Genomic DNA, 13,520 nt, shown 5'->3' with positions numbered 1-13,520 from the left:
GATCAGTCCTCGCTCGCCAGCAGGTAAAGCTGGCGCGCGGCGTCGATCGGCTGAACATCGGCGCCGGTTTCGTAATGCCAGAACGCCCAGCCATTGCAGCTTGGCGCGCCCTGCAATTCCTTGCCCAGCCCGTGGATCGACCCGGTCTTGCCGCCGCATTCCAGGCTGCCATCGGTGCGCACCGTGGCGATCCAGCGGCGCTTTTTATCGAACACCTGTGTTCCCGGCGGGATCAGCCCGCCCTCGACCACCGCGCCGAACGCCACCTTCGGCGCTGACCGGGCGGTTTGCATTGTGGTGAGCGCGCTTTCATCGAGCGGGAGTTCCTTGGCGATGCGCTTGGCCGCGACCTCGCGGTAGAAATCTTCGCGCTCGCAGCCGATCCACTCGCGACCCAACCGCTTGGCGACCGCGCCGGTGGTACCAGTGCCGAAGAACGGATCGAGCACCACGTCGCCCTTTTCGGTGGTCGCCAGCAGCACGCGGTAAAGCAGCGCTTCGGGCTTCTGGGTCGGGTGGGCTTTCTTGCCGTTTTCCTTCAGCCGTTCGCCGCCTGCGCAGATCGGCATCACCCAGTCGGACCGCATCTGGAGTTCGTCGTTCAGCGTCTTCATCGCGCGGTAATTGAACTGGTAGCGGGCCTTTTCCCCCATGCTCGCCCAGATCAGCGTTTCGTGCGCGTTGGTGAAGCGGGTGCCACGGAAGTTGGGCATCGGATTGGTCTTGCGCCAGACGATGTCGTTGAGGATCCAGAACCCCAGATCCTGCAGGATCGCGCCGACGCGGAAGATGTTGTGGTAGCTGCCGATCACCCACAGCCCGCCATCGGGCTTGAGCACCCGGCGCGCCTCGGTCAGCCATTCGCGGGTGAACTTGTCATACACCGCCATGCTGTCGAACTGGTCCCAGTGATCGGTCACGGCATCGACATGGCTGCCGTCCGGGCGGTTGAGATCGCCGCCAAGCTGGAGGTTGTAGGGCGGATCGGCGAACACCAGATCGACACTGTTGGTGGGCAGCGAACGCATCGCTTCGATGCAGTCACCCGGCAGGATACGGCCCAGGGGCAAATCACGCGGCAGATCGAGCGCAGGCGCAATTTTTCGCGCCTTTACAGCGCTTTTCGCCTGCAACTTCGTCTTTTCTATCACGCTCACCGGAATTGACCTCGCCTGTTCTGCTTGCAACTTATCCACAGGCATGAGTCTTTGAGGAGTCCGCGTCAAGCGTCTAATAATGCGCCGGTTATGGTTTACAGGTCGTAAATGCGGTGGCTCCAAAGCGGAACGAAGCAGGACCGGCACAAGATGTTGAGTCCCCGCACCTTGGCAGGACTCGACATGCAGCGGTGTGGCGCGAAGGACTCACCCGCCGCCATTCCGCTATGCGGTTTTTCCGATCAGATCAGCTGGCCTTGTGCCACCGGGGCGAAGCTGCGGCGGTGCAGCGGGGTTGCGCCGTGCAGCCGCAGCGCTTCCATGTGTTCGGGCGTGCCATAGCCCTTGTTGCGCTCCCAGCCGTAGTGGGGAAAGGCACCCGACGCCTCCAGCATCAGCCGGTCGCGCCATTCCTTGGCGATGATCGACGCGGCGGAGATGCACGGTTCGATCCCGTCGCCGCCCACGATTGCACGCGCCGGCCAGCACCATTCGCTGCGCCGGCCCGCCGGGGTCATGTTGCCATCGATCAGCACCTCGCAGCGCGCGCCGCCCAGCGCGGCATCGAGATTGGCGACCGCGCGGGTCATCGCAAGCATGGTCGCCTGAAAGATGTTGATCCGGTCGATCTCCTCCGGCTCGACCACCGCCACCGCCCAGCAGCAGCTGGCGCGGATGGCGGTATCCAGCACGGCGCGGCGCTTTGCGGAAAGGCGCTTGGAATCGTCGAGCCCCGCAGGTATCGATCGGCCAAGAACAACCGCCGCGGCCACCACCGGCCCGGCCAGCGGCCCACGGCCGGCCTCGTCGACACCGATGACGAGTGCCCCGTCCGTGACCGTGAAACCCGGAGTAATCCCTAGCATGATCCGTTCGTCCCGACTCCTTGCCCCGTTTTCCCTGTCCGTCCTCGCGCTGACAAGCTGCGCGAATGCGGAAACCGGGGAAAGCGCACCCGTCGCTGCCGAAGGCACGCCGTTCGCGGTCGCGGAAATGGGTGCATTCAACGAACCTTGGGCGATCGAGTTCGCGCCCGGCACCCCGGTGCTGTTCGTGACCGAGAAATCGGGAACGATGAAGTTTCTCGAGACGGCCAGCGGCACCATAGGCACGGTCAGCGGGTTGCCGGATGTGGATTACGGCGGCCAGGGCGGGCTTGGCGACATCGCGTTCCTACCGTCGGAATCCTCCGACACGCTCGAGCGCCGCACAATCTACCTGAGCTGGGCCGAAGCAGGGGACGGCGACACCCGCGGCGCCGTGGTCGGCAAAGGCACGCTGGTATGCGGCGAGGCCGAATCCTGCACCATCGAAGGGCTGGACGTGATCTGGCGTCAGACCCCCAAGGTCACCGGGCGTGGCCACTATTCGCACCGCCTCGGTATCTCACCCGATGGCCAGCATCTGTGGATCGCCAGCGGAGAGCGGCAGAAGATGCAGCCTTCGCAGGACACCTCCAACACGCTCGGCACGATGGTGCGCCTGAACCTCGACGGCACGCCTGCTGCGGGCAACCCGATGGCGGAAAAGGGTGGCGTGACTGCGGAAATCTGGTCTTACGGCCACCGCAACATCCTCGGCATGGACTGGGATTCGCAGGGGCGGCTGTGGGAAGTCGAGCACGGCCCGGCGGGCGGCGACGAACTCAACCTCGTCCAGCGCGCCGCCAATTACGGCTGGCCGGTGCGTTCCAATGGCGAACATTACAACGGCGATCCGATCCCCGATCATTCGGCGGATGATGGCTTTGCCAAGCCTGCGCTCAGCTGGAACCCAGTGATCGCGCCGGGCGACATGATCATCTATTCGGGTGAGATGTTCGATGCATGGCAGGGTCAGGCGCTGATCCCCGGCCTCGGCTCGCAATCGCTGGTGCGCGTCGCCATCGACGGCGAGAATGCAAGCGAGGTTGCCCGCTACGAATTCGACAAGCGCCTGCGCTCGATCGAACAAGGCCCCGACGGCGCGATCTGGATCGCCGAGGATGGCGAGGATGGTCAGGTGCTGAAACTCACCCCACAATGACCGCTGCCGCCCCTGCCGCCAGCGCCACGCTGATCCCGCTCGAAGCGGTCGAGCCCGCCATGATCGAGGCGGTGCTCGACCGTGCCTTCGGGACGGATCGCCACGCCCGCACCGCCTATCGAATCCGCGAAGGCATGCCGTGGCTACCGGCGCTGAGCTTCGCTGCGCTCGACGAGGAAGACCTGCTGGTCGGCACGATCCAGTGCTGGCCGATTGCGCTGCAGACCCGGCAGGGTCAGGTGCCGCTGGTGATGGTCGGCCCGGTCGCCGTCGTGCCCGAACGGCAGGGCGAAGGCTTCGGCGTCGGTTTGATGAGCGCAATGATCGCCGAAGATGCACGGCTGGCGAGCGAAGGGGGGGCGCGGTCGCTGCCGCAAATGCTGATCGGCGATGCCGATTATTACGGGCGCTGGGGCTTTTCCGCCGCGATGACCGGAGGCTGGCGCTGTCCCGGCCCGTATGAGCCGCAGCGACTGCTGGCGCGCGGGCCGGCACTGGCGGCGATGCCGGGTGAAGGCATGCTGGGGCCGTGGGAAGGTTGACGCCTTAGCCTCTTGGCGGGAACTCTTGCTTCTGGCATCGCATTGAACACATCATGCCCTACGAACCACCCCCCTATCTTGCCGAACTCACTCTGGCCGAAATCGCCGATCTTGTCGCGGCGCGCAAATTGCCCGCTGTCGAAGGCTGGGCGCCGCAGAAATCGGGCGACAGCGCGATGCGGATCGCAGCCGACGGCACCTGGTATCACGAAGGCGACCCGATCCGGCGCGAGGCGATGGTGCGCGCCTTTGCCGGGCTGCTGACACGCGACGAGGCCGGGCAGCACTGGCTGGTCACTCCGTTCGAGAAACTTTCGATCGAAGTCGAGGATGCCGCCTTCATCGCGGTCGATTGCGCGCGCGCCGATGATGCGCTGGCGTTCCGCCTCAACACCGATGATCTCGTGATCGCCGGGCCGGACCATCCGTTGCGCGCGGCGGGCGATGCCGAAACCCCGGCGCTCTACCTGCACGTCCGGCGCGGCTGCGAGGCGCGGCTCAACCGTTCGACCTATGCGCAACTGGCCGAGATCGCGCTCGCCGAAGGGGCCGAGAATAACGGCTGGCAGATCGCAAGCCAGGGCGCGCGGTTCTCGCTGCTGCCGTGACGATGGCCGCCGCGACCAGCCTGTTCGATCCGCTGTCGCGCCTGTTCGCGGAAGGCCACGCGCGCGACATTCCCGATCTGCTCAGCGATGAGCAATTCGCGCGCGGCGGCCGCGCCACCCCTGCGGCAGTGCTGATCGCGATTACCGATGTGCCGCATGATCCGCAGGTGATCCTCACCCAGCGTCCACGCGGGATGCGCGATCATCCGGGGCAGGTCGCCTTTCCGGGCGGGAAGCTCGATCCGGGCGAAGACGCCGTCACCGCCGCCCTGCGCGAGGCGGAGGAGGAACTGGCCCTGCCGCGTGAGGCGGTGCGCGTGATCGGCACCAGCGATGTCTATCACACCGGCACCGGCTTCATCGTCACGCCGGTGGTGGGGGTGGTGCCGCCCGGGCTCGATCTGCGGCCCGATCCCATCGAAGTCGCCGACTGGTTCGAGGCGCCGCTCTCGCTGTTGCTCGCCCCCGATAGCTGGACCACGCAGGAGGTGTTCTGGCGCGGGGCAACGCGGCGCTATCTGGAGCTGGACTGGCAGGGCTTCCGGATCTGGGGCGTGACCGCGGCGATCATCGCCAATCTTGCGCGGCGGATCGCGCTGGAGGGACTGCGCGATGCTGCGTGATCTGGCCCAAGCCGACTGGCCGAAACGCGCGGGCCTCGCCGCTCTGACTGCAGCACTGGGCGCGGACAATATCCGCTGGGTCGGCGGGGCGGTGCGCGACAGTCTGCTGGCACAGCCGGTGCGCGATGTTGATTGCGCCACGCTGCTCACCCCGGATGTGGTGATCGACCGCTGCCGCGAGGCGGGCATCCGCACCGTCCCCACCGGGATCGACCACGGCACCGTCACCGCGATCCTGAAGGACGGGCCGGTGGAGATCACCACCTTGCGCCGCGATGTCACCACCGATGGCCGCCGCGCAACCATCGCTTTCGCAGGCGACTGGCGCGAGGATGCGGCGCGCCGCGATTTCACCATCAACGCGCTCTACGCCCACCCGCAAACGCTGGCGATCGACGACTATTTCGGTGGGCGCGACGATCTGGCAGCGCGGAGGGTGCGCTTCATCGGGGATGCCCGCGAACGGATTGCCGAGGATCACCTGCGCATCCTGCGCTATTACCGCTTTCAGGCGCGTTTCGGGGCAGAGCTTGACGCAGCGGCCGAAGAAGCCTGCACCGCCCTCGCCCACACGCTGAAGGGTCTGAGCCGCGAACGCATCGCCGCCGAATTGCTGGCGCTGCTGGCGCTGCCCGATCCGCACGCCACGCTTGCACGGATGCGCGCTGGCGGGGTGCTGGGCGTGATCCTGCCCGAAGCCTGCGCCGCGCAGCTGGCCGCCCTCGCCCGGCTGATCGCTGCCGAAGCCGGGCAGGGTTTCACGCCCGATCCCGTCCGTCGGCTCGCGGCGCTGCTGCCGCCCTCCCCCGATGTGGCGGAGGCGGTCGCGGCGCGCCTGCGGCTGTCCAAGGCCCAGCGAAACCGGCTCGTCAGCGCGGCCGAGCGGACGGCGAATGATTGCGAGAACCCAAGGGCGCTGGCCTACCGCCTCTCCCCGGCGCTGGCGATAGACCGACTACTGTTGCTGGGTGCCGATGCGCAGGGGCTGGCCGATTGGGCTGTGCCGGAACTTCCGCTCAAAGGCGGGCAGATCGTCGCCCGCGGGGTAAGCGCGGGGCCAGCGGTGGCCCGCATATTGCGGATAGTCGAGCAGCGCTGGGTGGCTGAAGGCTTTCCCGGCTCCGAACGGATCGAAGAAATGCTCGCCGAGGCATTGGCGGAGGCCAGCCTCCAGCGGTGAGCCGCGCCGAATCCGCGACAAAGGCTGCTTTGCCGCAGCCAACAACCGGGTTGCCGTACAGCCTTGGTGCAGGTTAGGAACCCTAAGAGGAGTTCATGCATTATCTGCATACGCGCTCCTCTTTCCCATGGCCGACAGTGCTGGCCTTTTCCGCTGTCCTTTCGAGATCAGCGGTCTTGCGTGTCCGTCCAGCGGTCCCTCCTCTCGGGATCGATTTGATGAAATATACAGATGGAGAAATCTGATGAAATCCGTGAAGCTGGCGCTGATTGCCACCCTCCTTGCAACCACCCCGGCTGTCGCCTTCGCGCAGGATGTCGGCGCAACCGTTTACGGTAACGACGGCAATCCCATCGGCACGGTCGAAGCCGTGGCGGACGGCGTCGTCACGATCGACACCGGTAAGCACAAGGCACCGATTCCCGCCGACCTGATCGGCACCGGTGAGACCGGGCCGAGCATCAATGCCACTCAGGCGCAGATCAATTCGATGATGGATCAGCAGGTCGCCGAAGCCAATGCCAAGCGCGACGCCGCACTGGTCGAAGGCGCAGCCGTGGTCAGCGCCGACGGTATGCCCGCAGGCATGGTCTACACCATCGACAGCGAAGACGCCGTGATCGTCCAGAACGAAAACGGCATCGTCACCATGACCCGCGAATCCTTCGCTGTAAGCCCCGAAGGCGCGCTGATGGCGCTCTATTCGGCGGAGCAGCTTGCTGCGAACACCGTCGCAGTGCCCGAAGGCGCGGAAATCCTCACCGCCGCACAGGCCCGCGCCAAGGAAGCGGAAATGGCCACGTCGGATGACGGCGATTCCGCAAGCGGCGTCACCATGTAAGCACGCTCCCCGCCTTCAACGGGACAAACAAAACCGCGGTCACCGATAACAGGTGGCCGCGGTTTTTCGTTTGCATGAATAGCAATCCGTTTGCGTCAGTCGAAGCGGTTGTTTTTGGGGAAGCCCTGTGGCGGCATCCGCCCGGCCGCGCCGCGCGCGACCTTCCACATCCGGATTTCGGTTTCGGTGCGGGTGCGCTCACCCGAACCGCCCATTTGCCAGCTGAGACCATCGGCGAGCACGAAGGTGGTCGCGTCCGATAAGCCGCCATCGCGGAAGCGTTGCAACTGCACTCCTTGCCCGCGGGTCATCACCGGCAATTCCTCCAGATTGAACACCACCAGCTTGCGATTATCGCCGACGCAGGCGACGTGATCGTGCTGCGCCGGGATCTCGCGGATCACCCGCAGCACCGCGCCGTCCTTCAGGTTCACCACCTGCCGCCCCTTGCGCGTTTCGGCGAGCAATTCCTGGGTGGCGGCGACAAAGCCCTTGCCGTGGCTCGACGCCAGCAGCAGCCGCCCGCCGGGACGGTGCACCATCATCGCAGCGATCGAAGCGTCGCTTTCCAGATCGATCATCGTGCGCACCGGCTCGCCGAACCCGCGTGCGCCGGGCAGCTTGTCGCAGCCGAGCGTGAAGAACCGCCCGTCGGACGCGGCCAGCAACAGCTTGTCGGTGGTCTGCGCGTGGAGGATGAAGGCGAGCGCGTCCCCTTCCTTGTACTTGAATTCCTGATCCAGCGGCACGTGACCGCTGGCCGCGCGGATCCAGCCTTTCTGGCTGAGGATCACCGTGACCGGTGCCTTCTCGATCATCGCGTCCATGCTGAATTCCACCGTCGGCGCAGCCTCGGCGATCAAGGTGCGGCGGCGGCCCAGCGCGGTGTCCTCGGCATAGTCCTTGCGCAGGGTGCGCAGATCACGCTTGAGCCGGGTACGCTGTTTGGCCGGGCTTTCCAGCAACGCATTCAGCTCCGCCTCTTCGGTAAGCAGCGCGTCCTGCTCCTTGCGCAGCTCCATTTCTTCCAGCTTGCGCAACGACCGCAGCCGCATGTTGAGGATCGCCTCGGCCTGCCGGTCGGTCAGCTCGAATTCGGCGATCATCACCGGCTTGGGCTCGTCCTCGGTGCGGATGATTTCGATCACCCGGTCGAGGTTGAGGAAGGCGATGATGTAGCCGCGCACCAGTTCCAGCCGATTGGCGATCTGGCCGAGCCTGTGGCGCGCGCGGCGTTGCAGGATGTCGATCTGCGATGAGGTCCAGTGATCGAGCAGTTCCTTCAGCCCCATCACCATCGGCGTGCGGGTGGCGTCCAGCACGTTGAGGTTGAGGCTGAACCGCGTTTCCAGATCGGTCAGCTTGAACAGGCTTTCCTTCAGCAGATCGGGATCGACATTGCGGCTTTTCGGCACCAGCACAATGCGGATCGCGGTGTCGCTTTCGTCGCGCACATCCTCGAGGATCGGCAGCTTGCGATCGGCGATGGCCTGCGCGATCTGCTCGATCAGCTTGCCCTTGGCTACCTGATAGGGGATTTCCGAGATGACCAGCTGCCATTGTCCGGCCCCAAGCCGCTCGATTCCGGCGGCGATATCATCAGCTTCTTTCGCCTCGGGCGCATGGAATCGGCCGCGCACGCGGAACGCGCCGCGCCCGGTGCGATAGGCTTCGGAAATGGCGGCAAAGCTATCCACCACCTGCCCGCCGGTGGCGAAATCGGGGCCGTGGAACAGCTCCATCAACCGTTCGTGCGTGACATGCGGATTGTCGATCAGCTCCAGCGTCGCATCGATGATTTCCGCGACATTGTGGCTGGGGATGCTGGTCGCCATGCCCACCGCGATCCCGCTGGAGCCGTTGGCCAGCAAGTTGGGGAACAGGCCCGGCATCAATGCGGGCTCTTCTTCCTCGCCATTATAGGTGGGAATGAAATCGACGGTGCCTGCGTCCAGACCCTCCATCAATTGCATGGCGGTTTTGGTCAGGCGGGCTTCGGTGTAGCGATAGGCAGCGGCATTATCGCCATCGACATTGCCGAAATTGCCCTGCCCTTCGACCAGCGGGTATCGCAGCGAAAAATCCTGCGCCAGCCGCACCATCGCATCATAGGCCGCGGTGTCGCCATGCGGGTGATACTTGCCGATCACCTCACCCACAACGCGGGCGCTTTTCTTGAAGGAATTGCCGGGATCAAGCTTGAGCTGGCGCATCGTCCACAACAGGCGGCGGTGCACCGGCTTTAGCCCGTCCCGCAGATCGGGCAGGCTGCGCGCGGTGATGGTGGACAGCGCATAGACCAGATAACGCTCTGACAGCGCCGCATCGAAGGGCGCATCGACGATGGCGTCGAACGGGTCTGAATCGGTCGTGACGGGATCGGACATTGTTTTGGTCTAGCAACCCTCGCGCGGCGCAGGGAGAGGGCTTTCCACAGGCTTGACCCGGATGCGAGCCGTCCCGCCCCAGCCACGCCCGAGCCGATCGGCCGGAACGCTCCCGCCCCGCGTCCGTTGGTGAGGTAAGAGAAAACAAGGAGATAGTATATGAAACCGATCCTCATCATCGCCACCGACGGGTTCGAACAGTCCGAACTGATGGAGCCCAAGGGCCTGCTCGAAGAAGCAGGGGCCAAGACGATCGTCGCCAGCCTCGAAGAGGGCGAGATCAAGGGCTGGGATAACGGCAACTGGGGCAAGAGCGTGAAGGTCGACATGCTGGTCAAGGATGTCACGACCGACGATTACGCCGCCCTGATGTTGCCCGGCGGACAGATGAACCCGGATATCCTGCGGATGAACAAGGACGTGATCCGACTGGTGCAGGAATTCGACAAGGCCGGAAAGCCGATCGCCGCGATCTGCCACGCCCCGTGGTTGCTGGCGGAAGCCGGAATCATTCGCGGCAAGGTCGTGACTGGCTGGCCTTCGATCCGCACCGATCTGACCAATGCAGGCGGCGCAGTGATTGACCAGAAGGTTGCCGTCGACGGCAACCTCATCACCAGTCGCAATCCCGACGATATCCCCGCCTTCACCAAGGCGCTGAAGGATGCGGTGGGGATGCAGCAGTCGAACAGCGACGCCAAGGCGCAGAAACAGGCCGCCTGATCGGCTACCCGTTAAAGACCGGCGGCGTTATGCCCCCCTAAGTTGCCGGTCGATCCTAGGCCCTGCCTCGCCCTTGTGCGCGGCAGGGCCTTTTGGCAAGTGTGGTCACATCCGTCTGACATCGTTGCTGTCCGCAGGCACACTAACGCTGAGGCCGTCCATCTCGCCTGTCAGATCGATCTGGCACGACAGGCGCGACGTGCGCCGCGCCCCGGCGGCGAAATCGAGCATGTCCTCCTCCTCCTCGCTCGCAGGCGGCAGGCGGTCGAACCATTCGGCGGCGACGATGACGTGGCAGGTGGAGCACGCCATCTGCCCTTCGCAGGTGCCTTCCAGCGGCAGGCCCGCCGCTTGCCCGACGCGCAGCAGATTGTCGCCCGGCATGGCGGTCGTTTCCACCGGATTGCCATGGGGGTCGCGGAAGGTGATGGTGATGCTCACAGGCCCTGTTCCCTTGCAGCATGGTTGATTGCGTCAGCGGCGGCAGCGATGTCTTCGGGGGTGGTATAGCGGCCAAACCCCAGTCGGATCGAGTGTTTTGCTTGGGCGTCGGTCAAACCGATGGCGCGCAGCACATGGCTCGGCCGCCCCGATCCGCTGGCGCATGCGCTGCCGGCGGAGAACATGATGGTGCGGCAATCGGACATCAAGCGGGCGACGTCTAACCCGTCCCGGCGTACATTGAGATTGCCGTGCCAGCGGTGTTCGGCGCTGCCGTTGATCTGCCAATCGGCGAAGGCATCGCGGGCGAGGCTCCACAAGCGCTCGACATGGAGCATCTGCGCTTCCATTCCCTCTGCCACCACCTGCGCCGCCGCGCCAAAGCCTGCGCACAACGCGGGCGAGAGCGTGCCGGATCGCAGGCCGGCCTCCTGCCCCCCGCCCAGCATCAGCGGCGCGGGCTGCGGCGCATCGGGGCCGATCCACAGCGCGCCGATCCCCTTGGGGCCGTGCACCTTGTGCGCAGAAATCGCGATATAATCGGCGTTGAAGCCGGTCAGATCCAGCCTGCCGCAGGCTTGCACCGCATCGACCAGCACCCGCGCGCCCGCCGCATGGGCGATGGCAATCGCCTCGCCGAGCGGGTGCACCACACCGATCTCGTTATTGACCGCCATAATCGCGACAAGCCCGGTTTCCGGCGTGATCGCGGCTTGCAGCGCGTTCGGATCGGCGCGGCCATCGGGCAGCACCGGCAGGACCGTGAACCGCCGCCCCTGCGATTCGACCGCGCGCTTGCAGTCCAGAACGGCGGCGTGTTCGGTGGCGAAGGTGATGACATCGCCCGGCGTGCCTTGCAGCACCATGTTCAGCGCTTCGGTCGCGCCGGAGGTGAAGATCACCTTGCCGCCTTCGGGCAGCAGCGCCGCGACCCGTTCCCTCGCCGGCTCCACTGCGGCGGCCGCCATGCGGCCCATGCGGTGGGGCGAATGCGGGTTGCCGAAGGTGTCGCTGTCCGGCCCGCCCAGCCAACGCAGCATCGCCTCACGCGCTTCGGGCGCAAGCGGCGTGGTGGCTTGGTAGTCAAGGTAGATCATGGGTTTATTCTCGTCATTGCGAGCGCCGCAGGCGCGCGGCAATCCAGAGCGGATTGCGCGCGGCTCTGGATTGCTTCGCTGCGCTCGCATTGACGGATCAGCATAGCGAAGCCCACACGTCCGCGAACCGCTCCAGATCCTGCGGCGTGGTCGACCACCCCGAACTCACCCGGATCGTGCGCGCCGCCACATCATCGGGCACGCCGAAGGCATCGAGCACCCGGCTTTTCTTGAGCGTGCCCGAAGAACAGGCGCTACCTGCGGAGACGGCGAAACCCATCGCATCGAGCCGGATTAGCAGAGCCTGCGCGCTCATGGTGGGATGCGTCAGCGCGATGATATAGTCGACCTGCTCGCCGACGGTCAGGCGCCGCGCCGATAGAATTTCAGCGAATGCCGTGCGCTGCGCCGAGGTCGTGCCCCATTCGCCCGCTTCAAGCGCCGCCGCCATGGCAATCGCGCCGGGAAGGTTCTCGGTGCCTTGCCGATAGCCACGCTCGTGCCCGCCGACGGGCTCAAGCAGATCGAAGTCGCGCACCAGCAGCGCGCCTGTCCCGATCGGGCCGCCGAACTTATGCGCGCTGACCACGATCATATCAGCATCAGGCAAAGGCATCTTGCCCGCACTTTGCGAGCAATCGGAAAGAAGCAAAGCGCCGGCATCCCGGACTTTCACCGCCATTTCGCTGACCGGATTGATGGTGCCGGTCTCGGAATTGACATGCTGGATCGCGACCAGCGCATCAGCGTCGATACGCTCGGCGCCGGTGAAAATTGTGGCATCGGGCGCCGCCCGGAACACCGCGTCATGCTCGACCGGGCTGATGATCCGGCGGCTGACCTTCGCGCGGTTCAGCGCAATCCACAGCGCCTCGCTCGCACCTGAGGTGAAGATCAATTCCCCATCCCACTCCAACGCCGCTTTGATCCGCTCGCGCGCATCCTCCAGCGCAGCCCGCGCCTTGCGGCCCTCCGCATGGGGCGAAGACGGGTTGGCCCACAGCCGGAACCCCTCCTCCATCGCCGCCTTCGCCTCGGGCCGCAAAGGCGAGGTTGCCGCGTGATCGAGATAGACCCGCTCAGCCAATTGCGCCCCGCTTTGCGCCAGCCGCGACAAAAAATTGCGAAAATACCATCGCGCCCTATATAGAGCCCGCTTTCGCGTGCGCCACCCGGCAGCTTGCGGCTCCTCGATCACAAGGTTTACCGATGCCCTCAGTCATCTTTCCCGGCCCTGAAGGTCGTCTCGAAGGCCGTTTCTCCCCGCCGCCGCGCCCGCGTGCGCCGGTGGCGATGATCCTGCACCCGCACCCCGAAGGCGGCGGCACGATGAACGACCGGATCGTGCAGCGGATGTACAAGACCTTCGCCGATCGCGGCTTTGCCACACTGCGGTTCAACTTCCGCGGCGTGGGCCGTTCGCAAGGCAGTTTCGACAGCGGCATCGGCGAACTCTCCGACGCAGCGAGCGCGCTCGACTGGATCCAGTCGATCCATCCCGAAGCGCAGAGCACCTGGATCGCGGGCTACAGCTTTGGCGCGCTGATCGGGATGCAATTGCTGATGCGCCGGCCCGAAGTGCGCGGCTTCATTTCGGTCGCACCGCCCGCCAACATGTATGATTTCAGCTTCCTTGCCCCCTGCCCCGCCAGCGGCATCTTCGTGCAGGGCGCGGCCGATACCGTGGTGCAGCCCAATGCGGTGCAGAAGCTGGTCGACAAGCTGCGCACGCAAAAGCACATCACCATCCACCACGAGGAAATCCCGCGCGCCAACCATTTCTTCGAGAACGAGCTCGATGAATTGATGGCATCGGTGGACAATTATCTGGATTTCCGACTCTCGCCGGAATGCCCGATCAAGTGATGGTTGTCTGAGGCGCATCGCCCCTTCCCC

Annotated in this window: 14 protein-coding genes; 8 read left to right on the top strand and 6 right to left on the bottom strand. The window is 65.3% G+C overall.

Annotated elements, in window-relative coordinates; all coding sequences use genetic code 11:
- Positions 1-2: 2 nt before the first annotated feature.
- On the bottom strand, positions 3-1,157 hold the full coding sequence (locus Q0L48_RS05340) for a site-specific DNA-methyltransferase (protein WP_296718153.1): 1,155 nt from the start codon (positions 1,155-1,157) through the stop codon (positions 3-5).
- 242 nt (positions 1,158-1,399) lie between these two features.
- Positions 1,400-2,023, bottom strand: coding sequence for a ribonuclease HII (locus Q0L48_RS05335; RefSeq protein ID WP_296718152.1), 624 nt, complete (start codon positions 2,021-2,023; stop codon positions 1,400-1,402).
- Between Q0L48_RS05335 and Q0L48_RS05330 the strand changes: the two genes are divergently transcribed.
- From Q0L48_RS05330 to Q0L48_RS05305, 6 genes are all read left to right on the top strand, one after another.
- Entirely contained in the window at positions 2,022-3,182 is a 1,161-nt protein-coding gene (locus Q0L48_RS05330; protein ID WP_296718149.1) for a PQQ-dependent sugar dehydrogenase, read from the top strand. The two genes, Q0L48_RS05335 and Q0L48_RS05330, sit on opposite strands and share 2 nt — an antisense overlap.
- Positions 3,179-3,724, top strand: a complete 546-nt coding sequence (locus Q0L48_RS05325) for a GNAT family N-acetyltransferase (RefSeq protein WP_296718141.1) — start codon at positions 3,179-3,181, stop codon at positions 3,722-3,724. The genes Q0L48_RS05330 and Q0L48_RS05325 overlap by 4 nt, the downstream gene beginning before the upstream one ends.
- 53 nt (positions 3,725-3,777) lie before the next feature.
- The gene (locus Q0L48_RS05320; protein WP_296718138.1) at positions 3,778-4,332 is read left to right on the top strand and encodes a DUF1285 domain-containing protein; all 555 of its coding nucleotides are present in this window, start codon (positions 3,778-3,780) and stop codon (positions 4,330-4,332) included.
- A 2-nt stretch (positions 4,333-4,334) separates the two neighbouring features.
- Positions 4,335-4,955, top strand: a complete 621-nt coding sequence (locus Q0L48_RS05315) for a CoA pyrophosphatase (RefSeq protein WP_296718135.1) — start codon at positions 4,335-4,337, stop codon at positions 4,953-4,955.
- On the top strand, positions 4,945-6,135 hold the full coding sequence (locus tag Q0L48_RS05310; RefSeq protein ID WP_296718132.1) for a CCA tRNA nucleotidyltransferase: 1,191 nt from the start codon (positions 4,945-4,947) through the stop codon (positions 6,133-6,135). Before Q0L48_RS05315 ends, Q0L48_RS05310 begins: the two co-directional genes overlap by 11 nt.
- A gap of 244 nt (positions 6,136-6,379) precedes the next feature.
- The gene (locus Q0L48_RS05305; protein WP_296718130.1) at positions 6,380-6,976 is read left to right on the top strand and encodes a hypothetical protein; all 597 of its coding nucleotides are present in this window, start codon (positions 6,380-6,382) and stop codon (positions 6,974-6,976) included.
- Positions 6,977-7,071: 95 nt separating this feature from the next.
- Here Q0L48_RS05305 and parC read toward each other — a convergent pair whose 3' ends face one another.
- Complete coding sequence (gene parC / locus Q0L48_RS05300) at positions 7,072-9,363, bottom strand: DNA topoisomerase IV subunit A (RefSeq protein ID WP_296718128.1); 2,292 nt, start codon at positions 9,361-9,363, stop codon at positions 7,072-7,074.
- A 159-nt stretch (positions 9,364-9,522) separates the two neighbouring features.
- On the opposite strand from parC, the gene Q0L48_RS05295 reads away from it, so the two are divergent.
- A complete protein-coding gene (locus tag Q0L48_RS05295; protein ID WP_296718126.1) occupies positions 9,523-10,086 on the top strand; it encodes a type 1 glutamine amidotransferase domain-containing protein in 564 nt (187 codons plus the stop codon).
- Between the two features lie 105 nt (positions 10,087-10,191).
- Here the strand turns inward: Q0L48_RS05295 and Q0L48_RS05290 are convergent, their stop codons facing one another.
- From Q0L48_RS05290 to Q0L48_RS05280, 3 genes are all read right to left on the bottom strand, one after another.
- Positions 10,192-10,527, bottom strand: coding sequence for a 2Fe-2S iron-sulfur cluster-binding protein (locus Q0L48_RS05290; RefSeq protein WP_296718123.1), 336 nt, complete (start codon positions 10,525-10,527; stop codon positions 10,192-10,194).
- Complete coding sequence (locus Q0L48_RS05285) at positions 10,524-11,624, bottom strand: cysteine desulfurase family protein (protein ID WP_296718120.1); 1,101 nt, start codon at positions 11,622-11,624, stop codon at positions 10,524-10,526. The genes Q0L48_RS05290 and Q0L48_RS05285 overlap by 4 nt, the downstream gene beginning before the upstream one ends.
- Before the next feature lie 97 nt (positions 11,625-11,721).
- Positions 11,722-12,711 carry an aminotransferase class V-fold PLP-dependent enzyme gene (locus tag Q0L48_RS05280; protein WP_296718112.1) on the bottom strand — a complete coding sequence of 330 codons (990 nt, stop codon included), beginning with the start codon at positions 12,709-12,711 and terminating at the stop codon, positions 11,722-11,724.
- Positions 12,712-12,833: 122 nt separating this feature from the next.
- Here Q0L48_RS05280 and Q0L48_RS05275 point away from each other — a divergent pair, with 122 nt between their 5' ends.
- Positions 12,834-13,490 carry an alpha/beta hydrolase gene (locus Q0L48_RS05275; RefSeq protein WP_296718110.1) on the top strand — a complete coding sequence of 219 codons (657 nt, stop codon included), beginning with the start codon at positions 12,834-12,836 and terminating at the stop codon, positions 13,488-13,490.
- The last annotated feature ends 30 nt before the right edge of the window (positions 13,491-13,520 follow it).

Source organism: Erythrobacter sp. (assembly GCF_024305245.1).
In the GTDB taxonomy this organism is placed as follows: domain Bacteria; phylum Pseudomonadota; class Alphaproteobacteria; order Sphingomonadales; family Sphingomonadaceae; genus Erythrobacter.
Note: the sequence above shows the minus strand (reverse complement) of the source record. Positions and strands in the feature narration are given on the sequence as shown.